The 21,983-nt window shown below is 65.6% G+C and carries 17 protein-coding genes; 11 read left to right on the top strand and 6 right to left on the bottom strand.

Features of this window, described 5'->3' with window-relative positions:
• Positions 1-87: 87 nt before the first annotated feature.
• The 5 genes from E1956_RS26525 (at position 88) to E1956_RS26505 (ending at position 6,629) form a co-directional block, all read left to right on the top strand.
• Positions 88-618 (top strand): hypothetical protein, encoded by a 531-nt coding sequence (locus E1956_RS26525; protein ID WP_134754380.1) that lies wholly within the window; start codon positions 88-90, stop codon positions 616-618.
• Positions 619-641: 23 nt separating this feature from the next.
• The gene (locus E1956_RS26520; RefSeq protein ID WP_134754379.1) at positions 642-2,093 is read left to right on the top strand and encodes a bifunctional 2-methylcitrate dehydratase/aconitate hydratase; all 1,452 of its coding nucleotides are present in this window, start codon (positions 642-644) and stop codon (positions 2,091-2,093) included.
• 69 nt (positions 2,094-2,162) lie between these two features.
• Complete coding sequence (acnA, locus tag E1956_RS26515; protein WP_134754377.1) at positions 2,163-4,880, top strand: aconitate hydratase AcnA; 2,718 nt, start codon at positions 2,163-2,165, stop codon at positions 4,878-4,880.
• 528 nt (positions 4,881-5,408) lie between these two features.
• A complete protein-coding gene (locus E1956_RS26510) occupies positions 5,409-6,002 on the top strand; it encodes an IMPACT family protein (RefSeq protein ID WP_134754375.1) in 594 nt (197 codons plus the stop codon).
• A gap of 387 nt (positions 6,003-6,389) precedes the next feature.
• A complete protein-coding gene (locus E1956_RS26505; RefSeq protein WP_134754373.1) occupies positions 6,390-6,629 on the top strand; it encodes a hypothetical protein in 240 nt (79 codons plus the stop codon).
• Positions 6,630-6,827: 198 nt separating this feature from the next.
• Here E1956_RS26505 and E1956_RS26500 read toward each other — a convergent pair whose 3' ends face one another.
• Positions 6,828-7,217, bottom strand: coding sequence for a hypothetical protein (locus E1956_RS26500; RefSeq protein WP_043287658.1), 390 nt, complete (start codon positions 7,215-7,217; stop codon positions 6,828-6,830).
• 590 nt (positions 7,218-7,807) lie between these two features.
• Here E1956_RS26500 and E1956_RS26495 point away from each other — a divergent pair.
• Positions 7,808-8,212, top strand: coding sequence for a helix-turn-helix domain-containing protein (locus tag E1956_RS26495; RefSeq protein ID WP_028221320.1), 405 nt, complete (start codon positions 7,808-7,810; stop codon positions 8,210-8,212).
• 194 nt (positions 8,213-8,406) lie between these two features.
• Here the strand turns inward: E1956_RS26495 and E1956_RS26490 are convergent, their stop codons facing one another.
• Positions 8,407-9,957: a sensor domain-containing diguanylate cyclase gene (locus E1956_RS26490; protein ID WP_232071633.1), complete on the bottom strand. Its 1,551-nt coding sequence runs from the start codon at positions 9,955-9,957 to the stop codon at positions 8,407-8,409.
• Positions 9,958-10,212: 255 nt separating this feature from the next.
• On the opposite strand from E1956_RS26490, the gene E1956_RS26485 reads away from it, so the two are divergent.
• Positions 10,213-11,814, top strand: coding sequence for an inorganic phosphate transporter (locus E1956_RS26485; protein WP_134754371.1), 1,602 nt, complete (start codon positions 10,213-10,215; stop codon positions 11,812-11,814).
• 108 nt (positions 11,815-11,922) lie between these two features.
• Here the strand turns inward: E1956_RS26485 and ppk2 are convergent, their stop codons facing one another.
• The 4 genes from ppk2 to E1956_RS26465 form a co-directional block, all read right to left on the bottom strand.
• The gene (ppk2, locus tag E1956_RS26480) at positions 11,923-12,915 is read right to left on the bottom strand and encodes a polyphosphate kinase 2 (RefSeq protein ID WP_134754369.1); all 993 of its coding nucleotides are present in this window, start codon (positions 12,913-12,915) and stop codon (positions 11,923-11,925) included.
• Between the two features lie 184 nt (positions 12,916-13,099).
• Positions 13,100-13,486 (bottom strand): VOC family protein, encoded by a 387-nt coding sequence (locus tag E1956_RS26475; protein ID WP_134754367.1) that lies wholly within the window; start codon positions 13,484-13,486, stop codon positions 13,100-13,102.
• Between the two features lie 194 nt (positions 13,487-13,680).
• Entirely contained in the window at positions 13,681-14,577 is an 897-nt protein-coding gene (locus E1956_RS26470; protein ID WP_134754365.1) for a hypothetical protein, read from the bottom strand.
• Between the two features lie 407 nt (positions 14,578-14,984).
• Positions 14,985-15,248, bottom strand: a complete 264-nt coding sequence (locus tag E1956_RS26465) for a hypothetical protein (RefSeq protein WP_134754363.1) — start codon at positions 15,246-15,248, stop codon at positions 14,985-14,987.
• A gap of 100 nt (positions 15,249-15,348) precedes the next feature.
• Here E1956_RS26465 and E1956_RS26460 point away from each other — a divergent pair, with 100 nt between their 5' ends.
• From E1956_RS26460 to rbbA, 4 genes are all read left to right on the top strand, one after another.
• Complete coding sequence (locus tag E1956_RS26460; RefSeq protein WP_232071631.1) at positions 15,349-15,834, top strand: carboxypeptidase-like regulatory domain-containing protein; 486 nt, start codon at positions 15,349-15,351, stop codon at positions 15,832-15,834.
• Positions 15,835-16,619: 785 nt separating this feature from the next.
• Positions 16,620-18,164 (top strand): efflux transporter outer membrane subunit, encoded by a 1,545-nt coding sequence (locus tag E1956_RS26455; RefSeq protein ID WP_134754361.1) that lies wholly within the window; start codon positions 16,620-16,622, stop codon positions 18,162-18,164.
• A 15-nt stretch (positions 18,165-18,179) separates the two neighbouring features.
• Entirely contained in the window at positions 18,180-19,247 is a 1,068-nt protein-coding gene (locus tag E1956_RS26450) for an HlyD family secretion protein (protein ID WP_134754359.1), read from the top strand.
• The gene (rbbA, locus tag E1956_RS26445; protein WP_134754357.1) at positions 19,247-21,982 is read left to right on the top strand and encodes a ribosome-associated ATPase/putative transporter RbbA; all 2,736 of its coding nucleotides are present in this window, start codon (positions 19,247-19,249) and stop codon (positions 21,980-21,982) included. Before E1956_RS26450 ends, rbbA begins: the two co-directional genes overlap by 1 nt.
• The last annotated feature ends 1 nt before the right edge of the window (position 21,983 follow it).

Below are 21,983 nucleotides of genomic sequence, written 5' to 3'. Positions count from 1 at the left end.
CTTTCGGGGCGCGCGCAGTGCACCTGGCGGCTGCATCCGGCAGCCGCGCACTGATCAACCGATTTAGAGAGAGAAAGGTCTGACTCCATGAAGAAACTGCTGATCGCTACCGTTATCGGCGCGCTGTCCACGACGATGTTGCTGGCAGCCACCGAAGCCGCCGCGCAAACCACGTCGACGACCACCGCCAAGCCCAAGAAGCCCGCGCCGAAGCACCGCATCATCAAGCGCAAGGCGAATCCGGCCAAGGAAGCGAAGGTCGACGCGGTCCCGGAAGGCTCGGAGCACTGGTCCTGCGCGGAAGGCATGGCCTTCGACCTGAAGGGCGACATGGCGCGTGACCAGATCGTCACCGTGCACTGGGCGAACAAGAACTACAACCTGCCGCGTCAGACCACGACGACGGGCGCTGACCGCTTCCACGACGCCGCCACCGGCCTCGACCTGGTCGTGATCCCGACCAAGGCCATGCTGTTCTCGGACAAGGACAGCTCGCGTCTGGCCGACGAGTGCAAGACTGTTGCAATGCAGCAAGGCGCGATGGCGCCGACCCAGGCCAACGCGCTGAACCGCAGCGCGGCTCCGGCTGCGGGCGCAAGCGCAGCTTCGGGCCAGTAAGCGGGCCGCATCGGGGAGCCTCGATGTCCGCACACGTCTCCAACGTCAGGCCGCAGCCGGATCAGGTCCTGGTCGATATCGTCGACTACGTGCTGGATTTCAGGATCGACAGCGCGCTTGCGCTGTCGACGGCGCGCTACTGCCTGCTGGACACGCTCGGCTGCGGACTCGAGGCGCTCTCCTACCCCGCCTGCACCAAGCTGCTGGGACCGATCGTGCCGGGCACGATCGTCCCGCATGGCGCCAAGGTGCCGGGCACCTCATTCCAGCTCGATCCGGTTCAGGCCGCGTTCAACATCGGCGCGATGATCCGCTGGCTCGACTTCAACGACACCTGGCTGGCCGCCGAGTGGGGCCATCCGTCGGACAACCTGGGCGCGATTCTCGCGACCGCCGACTGGCTCTCGCGCACGGCCGTCGCCCACGGTAAAACGCCGCTCACCATGCAGCACGTGCTCGAAGGCATGGTGAAGGCGCACGAGATCCAGGGCTGCATGGCGCTGGAGAACTCGTTCAACAAGGTCGGTCTCGACCACGTATTGCTCGTGAAGCTGGCGTCCACCGCCGTGGTCGGCCAGATGATCGGCCTCTCGCGCAACGAGCTCATCAACGCCGTGTCGCTCGCGATGGTCGACGGCCAGGCGCTGCGCACCTACCGCCACGCGCCCAATACCGGCTCGCGCAAGTCGTGGGCCGCCGGCGACGCCACGTCGCGCGCCGTGCGCCTCGCGCTCATCGCGAAGACGGGCGAAATGGGCTACCCCTCCGCGCTCACGGCGAAGACGTGGGGCTTCTACGATGTCTCGTTCAAGGGCCAGCCGTTCACATTCCAGCGTCCGTACGGCTCGTACGTGATGGAAAACGTGCTGTTCAAGATTTCATTCCCCGCCGAATTCCACGCGCAGACCGCGGCCGAAGCCGCCATGACGCTGCACGGCCTGCTCGCGCAGCGCGGCCTCACCGCCCAGGACATCAAGCGGGTCACCATCCGCACGCACGAAGCGGCGATCCGCATCATCGACAAGACCGGGCCGCTCGCGAACCCGGCCGACCGCGACCACTGCATCCAGTACATGGTGGCCGTGCCGCTCCTCTTCGGGCGCCTCACCGCCGCCGACTACGAAGACGACGTGGCGCAGGACCCGCGCATCGATGCGTTGCGCGCGAAGACGGCCTGCGTCGAAGACCCGCAGTTCACGAAGGATTACCACGACCCGGACAAGCGCTCGATCGCGAATGCGCTCACCGTCGAACTCAACGACGGCACGACGCTCGAAGAAGTCGTAGTGGAGTACCCGATCGGTCACAAGCGGCGCCGCGATGAAGGCATCCCGCTTTTGATCGAAAAGTTCAGGATCAACCTCGCGCGCCGCTTCCCCGCGAAGCAGCAGCAGGCGATACTCGATGTTTCGCTCGATGCGGCGCGGCTCGACGCCATGCCGGTGAACGAGTACGTCGACTTGTACGTGATCTGAGCAATCAGGCATGCAGGCAATCAGGTAGTTGTAAAGCGTAATTTCCGCGATTAAACGAAGGAAAACACCATGGCCCACAACCTCCACAAAACGCTAAAGGAATTCGACAGCGGTTCCGGCAAAGGCAAGTTCTACTCGCTGCCGCATCTCGGCAAGCAGCTCGGCGTGAAGATCAATCGCCTGCCGGTTTCGATCCGTATCGTGCTCGAGTCCGTCCTGCGTAACTACGACGGCAAAAAGATCGCGGAAGAGCACATCGAGCAACTCGCGAACTGGAAGCCCACCGCGGCCCGCGTCGACGAAATCCCGTTCGTCGTCTCGCGCGTCGTGCTGCAGGACTTCACCGGCGTGCCGCTGCTCGCCGACATCGCGGCCATGCGCGGCGTCGCCAAGCAAGTCGGCAAGAACCCGAAGGTCATCGAGCCGCTCGTGCCGGTCGATCTCGTGGTCGACCACTCGGTGCAGATCGACTACTTCCGCCAGAAGGACGCGCTCGACCTGAACATGAAGCTGGAATTCCAGCGCAACAACGAGCGCTACCAGTTCATGAAGTGGGGCATGCAGGCGTTCGACACGTTCAAGGTCGTGCCGCCGGGCATCGGCATCGTCCACCAGGTGAACCTCGAGTACCTCGCTCGCGGCGTGCACAAGAAGGCCGAAGGCGCCGACACGGTCTACTACCCGGACACGCTCGTGGGCACCGACAGCCACACCACGATGATCAACGGCATCGGCGTGGTCGGCTGGGGCGTGGGCGGCATCGAAGCGGAAGCGGGCATGCTCGGCCAGCCGGTGTACTTCCTCACGCCGGACGTCGTGGGCGTGGAGCTGAAGGGCAAGCTGCGCGAAGGCTGCACGGCCACCGACCTCGTGCTGACCATCACCGAAATGCTGCGCAAGGAGAAGGTCGTCGGCAAGTTCGTCGAGTTCTTCGGCGAAGGCACGGCCTCGCTCTCGCTGCCGGACCGCGCGACCATCGGCAACATGGCGCCCGAATACGGCGCGACCATGGGCTTCTTCCCGGTCGACGACAAGACGATCGACTACTTCAAGGGCACGGGCCGCACCGAAGCCGAAATCTCGGCCTTCGAGAACTACTTCAAGGCGCAGGAGCTCTACGGCATTCCGAAGGCCGGCGAGATCGACTACACGAAGACGCTGACGCTCGACCTCGCGACGGTCGCACCCTCGCTGGCCGGTCCGAAGCGCCCGCAAGACCGTATCGAGATCGGCCACGTGAAGTCGACCTTCACCGACCTGTTCTCGAAGCCGGTCGCGGAAAACGGCTTCAACAAGAAGGCCGACGACCTCACGGCCGAATACGCGGTGACCGACAAGGTCAAGCTGCATAACGGCGACGTGCTGATCGCGGCCATCACCTCGTGCACGAACACGTCGAACCCGAGCGTGCTGCTGGCCGCCGGCCTGCTGGCGAAGAAGGCTGTGGAAGCCGGCCTCACGGTCGCCCCGCACATCAAGACCTCGCTCGCCCCGGGGTCGCGCATCGTCACGGAATACCTGACGAAGACGGGCCTCCTGCCGTACCTCTCGAAGCTCGGCTTCGAACTGGCGGCCTACGGCTGCACGACCTGTATCGGCAACGCCGGCGACCTCACGCCGGAGCTGAACGAGTCGATCACGAAGAACGACGTGGTCGCGGCGGCGGTGCTCTCGGGCAACCGTAACTTCGAAGCGCGTATCCACCCGAACATCCGCGCGAACTTCCTGGCCTCGCCGCCGCTGGTCGTCGCTTACGCGATCGCCGGCAACATCACGCGCGACCTGATGACCGAGCCGGTTGGCAAGGGCAAGGGCGGCCGCGATATTTACCTCGGCGACATCTGGCCGACCAGCGACGAAGTCAACGCGCTGCTCAAGTACGCGATGGATGCGGACGTCTACCAGAAGAACTACAGCCAGCTCACGAAGAAGGGCGACCTGTGGAGCAAGATCGAAGGCGAGGAAGGCCAGGTCTACGACTGGCCGAAGTCGACCTACATCGCCGAGCCGCCGTTCTTCGGCACGGACTTCTCGATGACGCCGTCGTCGTCGGTGGCTGAGGTCAAGGGCGCGCGCGCACTGGGCATCTTCGGCGACTCGGTCACGACCGACCACATCAGCCCGGCCGGCTCGATCAAGGAAGACTCGCCCGCCGGCAAGTGGCTCAAGGCCAACGGCGTGCAGAAGGCCGACTTCAACAGCTACGGCTCGCGCCGCGGCAACCACGACGTCATGATGCGCGGCACGTTCGCGAACGTGCGGATCAAGAACCTGATGATCCCGGCGAAGGCCGACGGCACGCGCGTCGAAGGCGGCCTGACGATCCACCAGCCGAGCGGCGAACAGCTGTCGATTTACGACGCCGCGATGAAGTACATCGACGCCGGCACGCCCACGATGGTGTTCGCGGGCGAAGAGTACGGCACGGGCTCGTCGCGCGACTGGGCGGCCAAGGGCACGCAGCTGCTCGGCGTGAAGGCCGTGGTCGCACGCAGCTTCGAGCGCATCCACCGCTCGAACCTCGTCGGCATGGGCGTCCTGCCGCTGCAGTTCAAGGGCTCGGACAGCGTGCAGTCGCTCGGCCTGACCGGCGAAGAAACGTTCGATGTCGAAGGCCTGACGGACGACTTCAAGCCGCAACAGGATCTGACGCTCGTGATCCACCGCAAGGACGGCAAGGACGAGCGCGTCCAGGTGCTGCTGCGCATCGACACGCCGATCGAAGTCGACTACTACAAGCACGGCGGTATCCTGCCGTTCGTGCTGCGTTCGCTGCTCGCAGCGTAAGCAGGCAGTTTTGCAGGTACCGCGCCCGGCAACGGGTGCGGTCAAACTTGGAGCCCGACGCAAGTCGGGCTTTTTTTTCACATTGCGGCGGATTTTTGACAGGCGTAAGGTAGCTTTGCCTCTTGAGAACAGGCGAGCCTTATGACCCCGGCCGACGGACACCGTCACGACCGGGGTTTTTTCTGTGCGCTGCCTGGGGAGAACTTCAGGAGAAGCGCGGCGCAAGACCCGCCGCGCCGCGATGAATTCGAAATATGACGGATCACCGAATGAGGAGTTCGGCATCGCTCCAGCCAGAGCTAGACCCGTCATGAAACGTATTATCGGTGCTGACGGCCGATACGTCATTAGCGCAAGCCGCAAGAAACCATTACGTAATCTGTCAGATTTGAGGACTTGCAATGTCCGCGGCGGCGGGGCACGCGCAAGCGCACGCGGCCAGGCGGTCCGCGTGGTGGCCAGGATTGCCGCCCGCATCCGCTAACATGGCGCTAACATCACGCTTTTGCCCACGCCGCACTGCCCGCTTTGCCCACTTACACCCTTGCCTCAACCGTCAGCGCGGAGCTCGAGATCCGCAAGAGCCGCTTTATCGGCCTCGCGATTCCGGTCGAGGACCGCGAAGCGGCCATGGCCGAGCTGCGCCGCCTGCGCGACGAACACCCCACCGCCACACACGTCTGCTGGGCGCTGCTCGCGGGCGGCCAGTCCGGCATGTCCGACGACGGCGAGCCTTCCGGCACCGCCGGCCGCCCCATCCTCGAAGTGCTGCGCCATCACGACCTCGACGGCGTGCTGGCCGCGGTCGTGCGCTATTACGGGGGCGTGAAGCTCGGCGCGGGCGGGCTCGTGCGTGCCTATACCGACGCCATCGCGAGCGCGCTGCAGGACGCGCCGCGCGTGGAGCGCATCGCTCAGGCGCGCCTGACCGTGGAGGTCAGCTACGCCGACGAAACGCGCGTGCGGCACTGGATCGAGCAGGAGCGGCACACGCTGGCCGACAGCCGCTACACGATGACCGTGCGGCTGACGATCCAGCTTCCCGTCACCGCCCTCGATGCCGCGCGCGACACGCTGCGCGATCTCACGCAAGGACGCGCGGGCTTTCCCGAGCACGAGTGAGGCGGCAGGCGCCGCCCGCCGCATCCATCGCGCAGCCATCTGCCTGGCCGCGCCAATGCGCAAAAAAAACCGCCGTATGGCAACGGCGGTTAACAGGGGACGTGAAGAACAACCGCGAATCGACTATCGAATCGACCCGACGTACCCATCATGGCGATACAAAATTAAGGCAAACTTAAACGCGCGCGAAAGTGCGAGAAACTTGCGCCGCGAGGCACGGCGCGCACGCGTTGAAAGCGCAGAATCCCCCGATCGCTATAATCGATTCGAGTCTGAACGCGAACCGCATTGCGCCGCGAGTTCCGGTGAATTCCGCTGAATCCCGCCGCTTCCCGATGAAGCCATTACGCAACGCAATGCGGCCCGCCATCAACGGGGAAAGCCATCATGATTTTCGATCGTTTAAGGGCAGGCGCCGGTCCCGAACGACGCCATCGCGTCTGGAGCAAGCTGCGCATCTTCGTTGCCGCGCTTGGCACGCTCGGCTCGGCCACCGGTATCGCCATCGCCGTGACCGGTCTCGTGGAGTTCGACCACGCCAAGGTGATCAGGGGTGTCGCCGTGATCCTCGTCTGCACCGTGGTGTACGTCTCGATCCTCGTACGTGATCGCAATCGCGTCGACTAACGCGCGCAGGCGCATCGCGCGCCGTCTCACTGCGCGCGCGAGCGCGCTCTCACCGCCCTTGCGCTCACGCCTGTTGCATCCACATCGTCAGCACGATTGAATGAATTGAGCCACTGCGGCGCGCGGGCCTGATCCTCCCTGATGCTCGTGTTCGACCCGCATGCGCCGCGCTGCCGGATAAGCGGCAGCAGCTTCCCTTTAAGCAAGCGCCGGAACCTCGACGACACTGCGATAGTGGTCGTACACGCGCTCGCGCTCTTCGCTCGCGAGCTGGCGCTTCTCCACCAGCTTGAGCATGCGATGCCGGTCGGCGCCGAGCGTCGCGTAGTAGCGCTCCGCGTGCAGGCGCCGAAAGCGCAGATAGAAGTCGGGGCCCGGCAGGCCCGAAGCGGTCGCGAGCAACGACGCGTAGTCGGCCACGCGCGGCTCGCACAGCGCGGCCGCGGCGGCTTCGAGTTTTTCGTAGCGCGCCTGCAGCGGCACGCCCTGCGCGAACAGCGCATGGAATGCCGCATAGGGTACGAGGCCGCGTCGGCTCGCCGCGCGTCGCAGCAAACGCCCAACCTTTTCGTCGAGTTCCTGATTCATGCCTGTCAATTTTCGAGCGGATCGTCAATCGGTTCACCAAGTGGGCCACGAGCGGGTTCGCATCAAGACGCGCGGTGAGGCAAAACCCGCAAGCCCATTCAATCCGAATAGAATCGAATTATCAAAACGATTCATGCAAATTCGGAAAAGGCATTCTGCCCAAAATTACCGATTCGCTCTCGCCAGGTGCCCCAATGCCGGGCAAAAAAACAAAGATTGCAAACATTTCATCGGCTCTTCAGGCCATGCATCATGGCCTGAATGGGCAACATTCACGGGCATTGTTAAGCGATTTGGATAGGTTCTTTTTGCCGATAGTCCAGGATAATCCGTAAGTCAAGCAGACTATTTTTCCGCTAGCTATACACATTCCCTACAAAAACAATTATTAATATCCGCTGCGGAATGTCAAAAGCAGTCCGCACGCGCCCCGTGTGGGCGCGTTGTTTCGCCGTCCGCGACGGCCCGGCATCTAGCGAATGCCATGCGGGGCCGTGGCAAGCGAGAAGACCCGCATGCACTGAAAGGGTTGACAGGAGCGGCGCATCCGCGAGCCGCATGACCGGAATCTTTCGTTGACGAGTGATCACATGCTTACCAGAACCGAGAATTTGCCGAGCGTCGCGCGCAGAATGGCGGCCGGCCAGATGTTAGTCGAGGGTGCAACGGTCCATGCCGTGGCCGACTCCCTGCACCTCTCCGCCCAGACGGTGCGTCGCTACAAGTCGATCGTCGAAGGCGGCGGACTCGACGCGCTGCAGCAGATGAGCGTGGGCGGCCGGCCTTCGGTGCTCGACAAGGCCGCGCTGGGCTGGATCGCGAGCGCGCTGCACGGCTCCGCCCGCGACCATGGCTTTCCGAGCGATGCGTGGACCAACAGCCGTGTGCGCGAGCTGATCGGCCGCCAGTTCGGCGTGCACTATTCGCGCGTCTATACCTGGCAGATCGTTTCGAATCTCGGTCTCGGCCATCGCCTGTCGAAGTCGGCGCGCTGAAAGCGCCGGCGCCCCAAGCCACCCCCGGCTGCCGCGCGGCTTTCAGCGCTTCCCGTGTGCCCTCACGGCTTCACGACGCCCCACGGGCGCCGTGAGTTGCCGCGCGCGCGTGAGTCCAAGCCAGCAGGCGACTGCACAGAATGCACGCGGCCGCTTCGTGCCGCCCCGCTGCGTTGCCTTCCCGCCGCGTGGCGCTACGCGGCCTCGCCGGTCCATTGCTTCGCCTGCACCTGGTTGCGGCCCGCTGCCTTGGCTTCGTATAGCAGGGCGTCGGCGGCGGCGAGCAGCTTCGCGCCGCTATCGCCCACCGGCGGCTCGCAGCTCGCACAGCCCACGCTCACCGTGACACGGCCGTAGCTCGAGGCGCTATGCGCGAGATTGGACGTCTCGATGCGCCGCCGGATCTTGTCGGCGACCTTGCGCGCGCCCTGCAGCGCGGTGCCCGGCAGCAACACCGCGAACTCCTCGCCGCCGTAGCGCGCCGCCATGTCCGAGGTGCGCCGCGTGCCTGAGGCGATGCGCTCGGCCACGAGCATCAGCACTTCGTCGCCCGCGGCGTGGCCGTAGGTGTCGTTGAACAGCTTGAAGTGATCGACGTCGAAGAACAGCACCGAAAGCGGCGTCTGCTCGCGCGACGCCCGATGCCATTCGGCCACGAGCCGCTGATCCAGCGCGCGGCGATTCGCGAGGCCCGTGAGCGGGTCGGTCACCGCGAGACGCTGCAATTCGCCTTCGGCGATGATCTTGTCGCGCAGTGCGAACGCCAGCACCCAGGACACCCCCACCCACGCGCCGCCGAAGAGCGTCGTCATGACGAGCGCGAACCAGGCGCGGCGCCGCCAGGGTGCGAGGATATCGCCGACGGCGGGTGCCACGCCCACGATGATGGGCGTATTGCCCACGTGCGCGTAGGTATAGACGCGCTCCACCCCGTCCGCTTCCGAGTGCGCCGAGAAGGTCCCCGCATCGCGTCTCGAGATGATCTTGTAGTTGCGCCAGCTCGAGTAATCGGCGCCCACGCCGAGCGGCATGGGCGGCTTGCTCGCGAGCAGCGTGCCGTCCTGCATGATGATGAAGACGCCGCCGCGGCGCCCGACGTCGACCCGGTCGACGAGCTGCTGAAAATAGTCGAGCCGCACGGCCACCAGCGCGACGCCCGCGAACGCGCCATCGGGCATGTCGATGCGCCGTGTGAGCGCGATCGAGAGCACGCCGTGACGCAGGCGCGACTGATAGGGCTTCGAGATGAAGAGATCTGCATCCGGATTGCGCTGCTGCACGAGGAAATAATCGCGGTCGGCAAACGAGACGCCGGGCTCGTCGATGCCGCTCTGCGAGGCCTTCAAGTGCCCCTGCGCGTCCAGCACGTACGCGCCGCCCAGAAACGAGGCCGCCGTCGCACGGTCGAACAGCACGCGCTGGCGCAGCGCCTCGGACATCGCCCACGTCTCGGGCTGCTGCGCGGCGCTCACCGCGGCGCGCAGCGAGAGGTCGTAGAGCTCGACGTTGCGCGCGATGTCGCTGCTCACGAGCCGCACGATGTTCTCCGAATTCTCGACCGCGTGGCGCAACTCTTCGGCACGGCCCGCATAGAGCGCCGTATAGGTGAGGGCCGCCATCAGCGTGGCGATGAGCGTGCCCGCCAGCCCCGCGAAAAACGGATTGCGGCCGATCAGGCGGGTGGCGTCCTTGCCGCGCACGAGGAGCCAGTGACGCACGCGCAGCCGCAGATGGGGGACAAACACACGACGCCGGGAAGGCCCGGTGGACGGTTCCCGCACAGGTTTGTGAACGCGCTCAGACACGTACGCAATCCTCCGACAATTGCCCCGCGCGCCGGCCGCCCGCAGCGGCCCCGGCGCTGCGGCACGGCATGCACAAAAGCGTCATCAAAACGTCATAGGCGCTTTGCATGATCGAAAGCGTTGCTTTGACCGCCAATTCCGGCTCCGCCCAACCGCGCGATTTTCCGTGCGCCTAGTTTGAGGAACCCGCTCGCCATGCCGGATCTTTCCCTGTCACCCCAGCCGGGTGCCGCGCCCACCCGCGGACGCAATGTGAGCATGCTCGTCTTCCTGCTCATCATTGCCGCTGGCGCCGTCTACGTGGGCATGCATCTCGCCGACGATCTCTCGCCCGTGCGCCAGAGCTCCGCGATGCCGTGGCTCCTGCTCGGCATCGCGCTCATCATCGCGCTGGGCTTCGAGTTCGTGAACGGTTTCCACGATACCGCGAATGCGGTGGCAACGGTCATCTACACGCACTCGCTCACGCCCAACCTCGCCGTGATGTGGTCCGGCGCCTGGAACTTCCTCGGCGTGCTCACCTCCACCGGCGCGGTGGCGTTCGGCATCCTGCAACTGCTGCCCGTCGAGCTGATCCTGCAGGTGGGCAGCAGCGCGGGCTTCGCGATGGTCTTCGCACTCCTGATCGCGGCGATCATCTGGAATCTCGGCACCTGGTACTTCGGCCTGCCTTCGTCGAGCTCGCATACGCTGATCGGCTCGATCATCGGCGTGGGCCTGATGAACCAGCTGATGCACGGCCCGAATGGCACGAGCGGCGTGGACTGGAGCCAGGCCATCGGCGTGGGCAAGTCACTCCTGTTTTCGCCGATCGTCGGGTTTCTCCTGTCCGCCCTGCTTCTCGTCGTGCTCAAGGCGGTCGTGCGCGTGCCCGCGCTCTACACCGAGCCCAAGGGCAACGAGCCGCCGCCGTTCTGGATCCGCGCGCTCCTGATCCTCACCTGCACCGGCGTCTCGTTCGCGCACGGCTCCAACGACGGCCAGAAGGGCATGGGCCTCATCATGCTGATCCTGATCGGCACCGTGCCCACCGCCTATGCGCTCAACAAGGCCGTGACGGCGAGCGAGTCGCAAACCTTCATTGCGGTCTCGCAGCAGGCCGCGCGCACGCTCGACAAGTACAGCAACGGCGTGGCCGCGCCCGCGGGCGGCCCGAATGCCGTGCGCGCGGAAGTCGAACGCTACGTCGACACGCGCACGCTGACGCCTCAAACGGTGCCCGCGCTGGCTGCGCTTTCGATGCAGGTGGGCCAGCAGGTGGAGGGCTATGGTTCGATGGCGGCCGTGCCGCAATCGGTGGTGGATAACGTGCGCAACAACATGTACCTGGTCTCCGAGGCCATCCGCCTGATGGAGAAGGCGAAGCAGCCCGCCTTCTCCGAAGCCGACGACCGCGCGATCCACAATTTCCGCGGCCAGATCGACCACGCGACGAAGTTCATCCCGACCTGGGTGAAAGTGGCCGTGGCGATCGCGCTGGGCCTCGGCACGATGGTGGGCTGGAAGCGCATCGTGGTGACGGTGGGCGAGCGCATCGGCAAGCAGCACCTGACCTACGGCCAGGGCGCCTGCGCGGAAGTCGTGGCGATGGCGACCATCGGCGCGGCCGACGTCTACGGCCTGCCGGTCTCGACCACGCACGTGCTGTCCTCGGGCGTGGCGGGCACGATGGCCGCGAACGGCTCGGGCCTCCAGGCGAGCACGGTGCGCAGCCTCGTGCTCGCCTGGGTGCTCACGTTGCCCGTCTCGATCGCGCTGGCAGGCGCCCTGTACTGGGTGTTCCGGCACGTGTTCTGAAGCGCCGCGCTGGAACCGGCGCGCACGAGCAAAAAAAAGCCGCGCCCCTCGTCATGGGGCGCGGCTTTTGCGTTTGCACGCGCGCAAGGCTGCGCGGCGCTGCCGGCGTCAATAGATGTCGGGCACGAACATGTTCTCGGGCACTGGCTGGCGGATGTAATCGGGATGATGCACGCGCGCGGGCAGCGTCACGCTCGGATGCTCGATCTCGTGATACGGCACCTGGCTCAGCAGATGGTGGATGCAGTTCAGGCGCGCGCGCTTCTTGTCGACGCCCTGCACGACCCACCACGGCGCCTCCGGAATATGCGAGCGCTGCAGCATGACTTCCTTCACATGCGTGTACTGCTCCCAGCGGCGGCGGCTTTCGAGATCCATCGGCGAGAGCTTCCACTGCTTGAGCGGATCTTCGATACGGCTCTGGAAGCGCATTTCCTGCTCGTCGTCCGTAATCGAGAACCAGTACTTGACGATCTGGATGCCGCTCCTCACGAGCATCTTTTCGAACTCGGGCACCGAGCGGAAGAATTCCTCGTACTCCTCGTCGGTGCAGAAGTTCATCACGCGCTCGACGCCCGCGCGGTTGTACCAGCTCCGGTCGAACAGCACCATTTCGCCGCCCGCGGGCAGATGCTGCACATAGCGCTGGAAATACCACTGCGTGCGCTCGCGGTTGTTCGGCGCGGGCAGCGCCGCCACGCGGCACATGCGCGGATTCAGGCGCTGCGTGATGCGCTTGATGACGCCGCCCTTGCCCGCCGCGTCGCGGCCTTCGAAGATCACGACGAGCCGGTGGCCCGTGCTCACGATCCAGTCCTGCATCTTGACGAGCTCGCCCTGCAGGCGGATCAGCTCGCGGAAATAGACGCGGCGCAGCGCGCGCACGTCGTCGCTGATCTCGAGGCCGGCTTCCTGGAGGCGGTCGTCGACTTCCATTTCAAGCTCTTCGTCGTAGGCGTCGATGAGCTCTTCGTCGAGACGCCGGCGGCGATAACGCTCAGCGTCCTCGCCGGCTTCCGGCCCCGCTTCAATGCCACCTTCAATGCCCGCTTCAGTGCTCGATTCGCGCCCGGCTTGCCCGGCACGGTCCAGTTCGTTCATGGCGACTTCTCCTCTTGCGATGAATGGCAATCCATGCCAGGCGCGCTGCGGAGCATCGAGCGCGGACAGACACGGCCACGCGCCACTATCGATGCTACGGGTGTCATTCATATTTCAAATGCATCGGTGACCACCGCGGCAGCCGGCCTGCCGGGCGGCGCGCCCCCTTGGGTTCGGCCGCGGCTCAGGCCAGCGGCTTCGCGAAGCTCAACTCGTGGCCGTCCGGATCGACGAGATGAAAATAGCGCTCGCCCCACGGCGCGTCCTGCGGCGCGAAGGCGGGCGTGAGGCCCGCGGCCAGCGCCTGCGCGTAAAAGGCGTCCACGTCCGAGACGTAGAAGATCGCGCGCCCCCACCCGTCCACCTTGCCATGTGGCCCTTCGAGCAGATTCAGATAGCATGCCGCAGCCCCGGCGCCGTCGCCCAGCACGAACGACGCGAACCCGGCGATCGCGGTGCTGGATTTGTGCACGAAGCCGAGCACCTCGTAGAAGCGCACCGAACGCGCTATGTCGCTCACAGTGAGCGTGATGGCGCTCAGGGATTCGATACGTGCGACGGGCGGGTTCATGGCCTGGCCTCCTTCTAATCGTGTTCTTGCGGGCGCCGCTCGACCGCCTTGTCCGTGCCGGCCAGCAACGCCCGTCCTCTCCCGGCGACTTTAGCAGCCTTTGGGCGCCACGGGCTGCAACCGGCGCGTTTCCGCCGACGGCGGGTGCCGCTCCATATTGCGGCACGCCCGCTCCGGCCAATTCAGGCGCAGTGTTATTTGCACGACAACACCGCGACGCCGCCGACGACCCACGAATTCGGCAAGGTAGCCGTGTAACCGAGCGCAATGAGCGGCTGCGTCGCGTCATGCCCGACGACGACAGACTGGATCGACTGTTGCCCGCTAGTCGAGACGCCGTTCAACGGTGCCTGCGTATTGGTCAGCGTATAGTTGGCGTTCTCCAGATTGATCTGCATGTTCAGATTGTCGAGCGTGCGGGCACCGAGATCGAGGGTGGCCGAAGCGGTGCCAAGCGTACCGCTCGCGCCGCTGAGGTCATTGGTGACCGTGTCCGAGATCACCTGGGTACAGGCCAGCGTTCCACTTGTTGCAGTCAGCACCAGAGGTGTACCGACAGCGTAGTGAAGGCCCTGCCAGTTGCTGTAGGTATTGCCATCCGTATCCATCGCCGCGTTCCAGCGCCCGATTGCCACGTCGCTACCGAGACCCTGTATCTCCGAGACCTTGCCATGATCCAGTCCAAGGCAGTCCGTTGCCGCGTCCGATGACGCCAGCGTCGTAAAGGCGCCACTCGCCTGTTGCACCTGACTCGAAGCAGGCGCGGCAAACGCCGTGAAATTCCGGTTCTTCTGAGCGTCCGCCGGCAAGCTCGGCACCACCACGACCGCCAGCGTGCCATTGCTGGCCGCTACCTGAGAGGCCGACCCCGAATAGGCAAAGTTACCGTCCGGTCTGCACGCGACCTGAGCGGATGCCTGTGAGGCGGGGGTCGAAGAGGACTCGGGTGCAGGCGGCGTGGTCGAAGACGGCGTTGCCGCAGGTGACGCTGTCGCGCTGGACGTACTCCCGTTGCCGCCGCCACATGCGCAAAGCACGGAGGCGACCAGCACAACGGTAAGAAATTTTCGACTGCTAATGGACTTCTGCATTGCATAACTCCCTGTATCCGGTTCACCGGATTGAATATTCAAAGCTGCCCCGTCACCTGAAAGCCGAGTATTAGGCCCGGCGCGGAAAAGCCGGACGGAGCATGGATCGGCGTACCCGCGAATACTGAATTCGCGCACAGATTACACAGATACCCGGATGAGTCAGAGCCAACTTTTTGCGGGTTTGTCCTGCGTCAGTTCGCACAGCGCGCGGCGGCTCTTCCATGCCACTCCGTAGCCGTTGATTCCACCGGTCGTGACCGGGCGCTTCAATTCGCTATTGCATTCATACACGCATCTCTGCCCGATTTGGTTCAATGCACTGAGATATGTTGCATTCACAACTATGAGCGGAAAAATTCAAGATTTTGCAATAGATGATCAATAAAAAATCAGCGCATAATATTTCAGAAATCTATATTGAATTTCGATAAATAGCAGACCTTCGATTTATTGAGAGACGATGACGTGATAGCGAAGAGCGCGTGCCGATCGCGCACGGGCAGCACAAGAAACTCGCGCAAAGAAAATGGCAAATCCTGGCAATTCTCATGAGCCAAAGCGATCGCCGTGAGTGAGGCATCGCAGCGTGAACGTGAACCGGTCGGTTCGACGATACGATCGGGCACGCTGCTCGTCGCCACCCATACCGCGAGCGGCACGACAAGCACGTTTTCCCCGCGTTTTAAGGCACTTTTAAGCCGCCCTGCCTACTCTGGATTCGTCCGGCGCACACCACGCGCCGGAGTATCTGAACCATTGGAGGTAAAAATGAAAGCACGCTCAACTCCGTGGATGGGCGCGGCCCTCTCGCTTGCCGCCGCGCTCGCGCTTGCGCTCGGCGCACCCGCCGCTTTCGCCGCGACCAACAGCGGCCCGGGCACCATGGCAGCGCAGGCCGCCGCAGGCGTCCTGCCGCCGGCGCAGCACGCGGGCGGCATCTCCTACCTGTCCGGCGGCATCGGCAGCGACCAGTCGGCGGCGTTCAAAGCCGCGATGACGCGCTACCCGCTCTCGCTCGAATTCGCGCGCCAGTCAGCGAACGGCAACGAGTACCTGGCCAACGTGCCCGTGAAGATTGCCGACGCGCACGGCCAGTCGCTCCTCTCCACCCGCACCAACGGCCCGTTCATGCTCCTCACGCTGCCCAACGGCCACTACGTCGTCACGGCGAGCCACGACGGCAAGACGGTCCATCGCGCCGTGGATATCGGCAAGACCTCGCACGCGCACGAAGCCTTCGTCTGGCCGATGTAACGCGTCGCGGCTCCGTCGTCGTAGCAGCGAAATGTCCGTTTCGGCGGACGTCTCTCATCGCGTGCCTTGCATGCCTTCGCTGCACGCCTTCTCTGCACGCGTTAGCTACACGCATTAGGGGGCCGCGCGCGCTAGCCCCACCGCTTGCGCAATGCGTGCCGCGCGCGTGACACGCGCTATTTGTCTTGCGCATCGCACACCTGGCCTTCACGCCTTTTTCCCTTATGCCAGGATCGTAGCCGGATCGGGTCGACGTGCTCCGCGCGCGGCCCGCCCGCGATGCGCTCCGCATACCGCGGTTCGCCATCGTCCGCCCCAAGCGCTACGAGATGACGACCACGCCCCGATCGAATCGCCTGCCCGCGACGCGCATGCGCCGCATTGACACCCCGGCAAACGACCTGTGCGCGACACCCCGCCGCAGCACCCCACCAGAGCGCCTTGCGGCGCGCCACGACGTACATCAAACGCCCTATATCTTCGCTACGTCGGGCGGCACTGCGTCGCACCCCACGGCACTTGTCGCGCCGCGCGGCATCACACATATCGTAGGGCCGCACACCTGATCTCGCAGGTCCCTCGGTGCCACGCGGCGACGTTGGCCGGTGTGAACCGCGCTCGCAAACGAAGTCCGCACATGGCCCGAGGGACCGGCCGCAAGTCTCGCGCATTGCGCGCGGCCGCGATCGAGAGCGCGATGTGCGCCACCCAACCCGCTCGAGCATGAGGCTTCGCCGCCGCTCGGGCACGAACACCCGCAGCACGCGCGAGAGGAGAAAACATCGATGACCCGCCGCCTCACCGCCCATGGCCGAAACAACGCGCCAGGCGCGCGCGTTGCGGCCCGGCATCTGCCGCTCGCCGTGCTCGTTGCGATGCTGGCCGGGTGCGTCTCGCTCGCGCCGAACTACGAGCAACCGCCGCTGCCGGTGCCCACAACCTTCCCCGAGACCGAAGCGCCCCAAAGCGCGAGTGCACTGAACGCCACCGCCATCGGCTGGAAAGACTACTTCACCGACCCCACGCTGCAAGGCCTGATTGCCGAAGCGCTCGAATACAACCGCGATCTGCAACTCGCGATTCAGCGTGTCGAGGAAGCGCGCGCGATATACGGCATCCGCCGCGCCGACCAGTTCCCGACGCTCGGCGTGGAAGCGGACCTCGCGCGCTCGCGCGTGCCCGCCGGCCTCTCCGGCGTGGGCCGCCCGATGACGGGAAGCCAGTACCAGGCCGGCATCGGCATCGCCACGTGGGAGCTCGACTTCTGGGGCCGCGTCGCCAATCTCAAGGAAGCGGCGCTGCAAAACTATCTCGCCACCGACGCCGCGCGCCAGGCCGTCACGCTCACTCTCGTCGAGCAGGTCGCGAACAGCTACCTGAGCCTGCGCGAGCTCGACGAGCGCATCATGCTTGCGCAGGCAACCATTGCGAGCCGCGAGAAGTCGTACCGCATCTTCAAGCGCCGCTACGAGGTGGGCGCGATCTCGAAGCTCGATCTCAAGCAGGTCGAGACGTTGTGGCGCCAGGCCGTCGCGCTCGGCGCGCAGCTTCAGCAGGAGCGCGCCACGCGCCTGAATGCGCTGCAGTTGCTCGTCGGCAAGCCGGTCGACCTGCCGCACGAAGACGTGCGTCTCGACGATGCCGCCGTCATGCGCGACCTGCCCGCGGGCCTGCCCTCCGACCTGCTCACGAACCGGCCCGATATCGTCGCCGCCGAATATCAGTTGCGCGCGGCCAACGCTAACATCGGCGCGGCGCGCGCGGAGTTCTTCCCGAAGATCACGCTCACGGGCTCGTTCGGCACCGCGAGCGCTCAGCTCTCCGATCTGTTCACGGGCCCGAGCCGCGCCTGGAGCTTCGGCCCCGGTATTTCCCTGCCGATCTTCGACATGGGCCGCCGCGAGTCGAATCTCGAAGCGGCGAAGGCGCAGCGCGACCAGGCCGTGACCTCGTACGAGAAGGCGGTGCAGTCGGCGTTCCGCGACGTGGCCGACGCGCTCGCGGCCCGCCAATGGCTCGCCGAGCAGGTCGACACGCTGCGCGCGACCGTGGATGCCCAGGCCGAGCGCGCGCGCCTTGCGCAATTGCGCTACGACCACGGCGCCTCGCCGTTCCTCGAAGTGCTCGATGCGCAGCGCGACTTGCTCGTCGTGCAGCAGCAGCTCGTGGAGACGCGCCGCGCGCTGCTCTCGAGCCGCGTCTCGCTCTACGCGGCGCTGGGCGGCGGCGGCTTTGCCACGAGCGCACAGACCCAAACAACGGCGGCGACAGCGCCCGCACCGAACGGCGCAAGTGCTCCGGCACCCGCCTCCGCCCCCAAAAAACCCTGATCCGAGGTTCCCGTCATGCAGATTTCAGCCCGTAAATGGATTCCCGCCGTCCTCGTGATCGCCATTGCCGCGGGCGGCTATTTCGGCTGGCGCTACTACGCGGATCGTGGCCCCGGCGCCGGCTTCGTGAGCGGCAACGGCCGCATCGAGGCCACCGAGATCGATATCGCGACCAAACTCGCAGGCCGCGTGCAGGACGTGCTCGTGCAGGAAGGCGACTTCGTGAGCGCGGGGCAAACGCTCGCGCACATACAGATCGACACCTTGCAGGCCCAGCGCAACGAAGCCGCGGCGCAGCATCAGCAGGCCGTGAACGCCGAGGCCAGCGCGAAAGCGCAGATCGCCTTGCGCGAGAGCGACCAGCGCGCCGCCGAAGCGGGCGTGGCGCAGCGCGAAAGCGAGCTCGACGCCGCGCGCCGCCGGCTCGCGCGCTCGGAGACGCTCTCCAAGGAAGGCGCGTCTTCAATGCAGGAGCTCGACGACGACCGCGCACGCGCGAAGAGCGCCCAGGCTGCCGTGGCCGCCGCGAAGGCCCAGGTCACGGCGGCGGCGGCGGCCGTCACGGCGGCGCGCGCGCAGCAGACCGGCGCGGAGTCGGCGGTGGCGGCGGCCCAGGCCACCATCGAGCGCATCCAGGCCGACATTCAGGACAGCGATCTGAAAGCGCCGCGCGCGGGCCGCGTGCAGTACCGCGTTGCGCAGCCGGGCGAAGTGCTCGGCGCGGGCGGCAAGGTGCTCAACATGGTCGATCTTTCGGATGTCTACATGACCTTCTTTCTGCCCGAGCAGGCCGCCGGACGCGTGGCGCTCGGCCAGGACGTGCACATCGTGCTCGACGCCGCGCCGCAATGGGTGATTCCCGCGAAAGTCACGTTCGTCTCAGCCACGGCGCAGTTCACGCCGAAGACCGTCGAAACGCAGAGCGAGCGCCAGAAGCTCATGTTCCGCGTGAAGGCGCAGATCGACCGCGACCTGCTGCAAAAGCACCTGAAATACGTGAAGACGGGCCTGCCCGGCGTGGCCTGGGTGAAGCTCGACGCCAATGAGGAATGGCCGGCCAACCTTCAGGTCAAGGTGCCCTGATGAGCGAAGCCGCTGTCCGTATCGAACAAGTCAGCCTGCGTTATGGCAAGACCGTCGCGCTGCGCGCGCTCACACAGGACATCCCCACCGGCTTGATGGTGGGCCTGATCGGCCCCGACGGCGTGGGCAAGTCGAGCCTGCTCGCGCTCGTGGCCGGCTCGCGCGCGGTGCAGGAGGGCAAGGTCTGGGTGCTCGGCGGCGACATGTCGAGCAAGAAGCACCGCGACGACGTGTGCCCGCGCATCGCCTACATGCCGCAAGGGCTCGGCAAGAACCTCTACCCCACGCTCTCCGTCGAAGAGAACCTGCAGTTCTTCGGACGCCTGTTCGGCCACGACGAAGCCGAGCGGCGCCGCCGCATCGACGCGCTCACGCGCAGCACCGGTCTCGATCCGTTTCTCGCGCGCCCCGCGGGCAAGCTCTCGGGCGGCATGAAACAGAAGCTCGGCCTGTGCTGCGCGCTGATCCACGACCCCGACCTGCTGATCCTCGACGAGCCCACCACGGGCGTCGACCCGCTCGCGCGCGCGCAGTTCTGGGACCTCATCAACGGCATCCGCAAAGAGCGGCCTTCGATGAGCGTGATCGTCGCGACCGCCTATATGGATGAGGCGCAGCGCTTCGACTGGCTCATCGCGATGGACGACGGCGCGATACTCGCCACCGGCACGCCCGCCGAACTGCTCGAACGCACGCATACGGCATCGCTAGAAGAAGCCTTTATCGCGCTGCTGCCCGAAGCAAAGAAACGCGGCCACCAGCCCGTGGAAATCGTGCCCTTGCAAGCCGACGAAAACGCCGAGATCGCCATCGAAGCCAAGGACCTGACGATGCGCTTCGGCGACTTCGTCGCGGTCGACCACGTGAGCTTTCGCATCCGGCGCGGCGAGATCTTCGGCTTTCTCGGCTCGAACGGCTGCGGCAAGTCCACCACCATGAAGATGCTCACGGGCCTCCTGCCCGCGAGCGAAGGCAAGGCCTGGCTATTCGGGCACGAGGTGGATCCGCGCGATCTCGACACACGCCGGCGCGTGGGCTACATGTCACAGGCTTTTTCGCTCTACGGCGAGCTCACGGTGCGCCAGAACCTCGTGCTGCACGCGCGGCTTTTTCACGTGAACGAGGACGAGATTCCGGCGCGCGTGGACGAAATGGTCGAGCGCTTCGATCTGGCCGAAGCGCTCGACACGCTGCCCGACAGCCTGCCGCTGGGCGTGCGCCAGCGTCTCTCGCTCGCGGTGGCGATGGTGCACAAGCCCGAGCTGCTGATACTCGACGAGCCCACCTCGGGCGTCGACCCGGTGGCGCGCGACAATTTCTGGCGTCTGCTCATCGCGCTCGCGCGCGAGGACCAGGTGACGATCTTCATCTCCACGCACTTCATGAACGAAGCGGGCCGCTGCGACCGCATCTCGCTCATGCATGCGGGCCGCGTGCTCGTGAGCGACACGCCCGCCGCGATCACCGAAAAGCGCGGCGCGGCAACGCTCGAAGCCGCGTTCATTGCCTGGCTCGTCGATGCGGGCGCGGGCACCGAAGCCAGCGCCACGGGCGAGCTTTCGGCGCTCGCGGAGAACCCGCAAGCAGGCACGCACTTGACGCAGCATCGCGGCTTCAGCTTCCAGCGCGCCTTCAGCTACATGTGGCGCGAGGCGCTAGAGCTGCGGCGCGATCCGGTGCGCGCCACGCTCGCGCTCGCGGGGTCGCTGCTGCTGCTCTTCGTGATGGGCTTCGGCATCAGCATGGACGTGGAGGACCTGCGCTTTGCCGTGCTCGATCACGACCAGACCTCGCTCTCGCACAACTATGAACTGAACCTCGCGGGCTCGCGCTACTTCATCGAACAGCCGCCGCTCGCGAGCTATGCCGAAATGGACCAGCGCATGCGCAGCGGCGAGCTCGCGCTCGCCATCGAGATCCCGCCGGGCTTCGCGCGCGACGTGGCCCGAGGCAAGCCCGTGCAGATCGGCGTGTGGATCGACGGCGCGATGCCGCAACGCGCGGAAACCGTGCGCGGCTACGTGCAGGGCATGCACCAGGGCTGGCTGCTGCAGCAGGCAAAGCAGCGCCTGGGCGCCGATGCCCACGCCGCCGTCTCGGTCGAAACGCGCTTTCGCTACAACCCCGACGTGCGCAGCCTGCCCGCGATGGTGCCCGCCGTGATCCCCGTGCTGCTGCTCATGATGCCGGCCATGCTCACTGCGCTGGCCGTGGTGCGCGAGAAGGAGCTCGGCTCCATCATCAATCTGTACGTCACGCCGGTGACACGGCTCGAATTCCTGCTCGGCAAGCAGGCGCCCTATGTGCTGCTCGCCATGCTCAATTTCCTGCTGATGACGCTGCTCGCCGTCACCTTGTTCGGTGTGCCGATCAAGGGCAGCTTCCCGACGCTGCTCGGCGCGGCCGTGCTCTATTGCCTGTGCGCGACCGCGATCGGCCTGCTCGCCTCCACCTTCACGAAGAGCCAGATCGCGGCGCTGTTCTTCACGATGATCGGCACGATGATTCCCTCCGTGCAGTTCGCCGGGCTGCTCAATCCGGTCTCGTCGCTCGAAGGCGCGGGCCGCGTCATTGGCCAGCTCTATCCGGCCAGCTACATGCTCACGATCAGCCGCGGCGTGTTCAACAAGGCGCTGCATTTCGGCGACCTGTACGCGTCGTTCTGGCCGCTTGCGCTCGCCACGCCCATCGTGCTGGGCGTCACCGTCGCGCTGCTCAAGAAGCAGGAGACCTGAC

It is taken from the genome of Paraburkholderia pallida (genome assembly GCF_004524855.1).
Taxonomy (GTDB): domain Bacteria; phylum Pseudomonadota; class Gammaproteobacteria; order Burkholderiales; family Burkholderiaceae; genus Paraburkholderia; species Paraburkholderia oxyphila.
The sequence above is the reverse complement of the archived record's forward strand: the minus strand, read 5'-3'. Positions and strand labels throughout refer to the sequence as shown.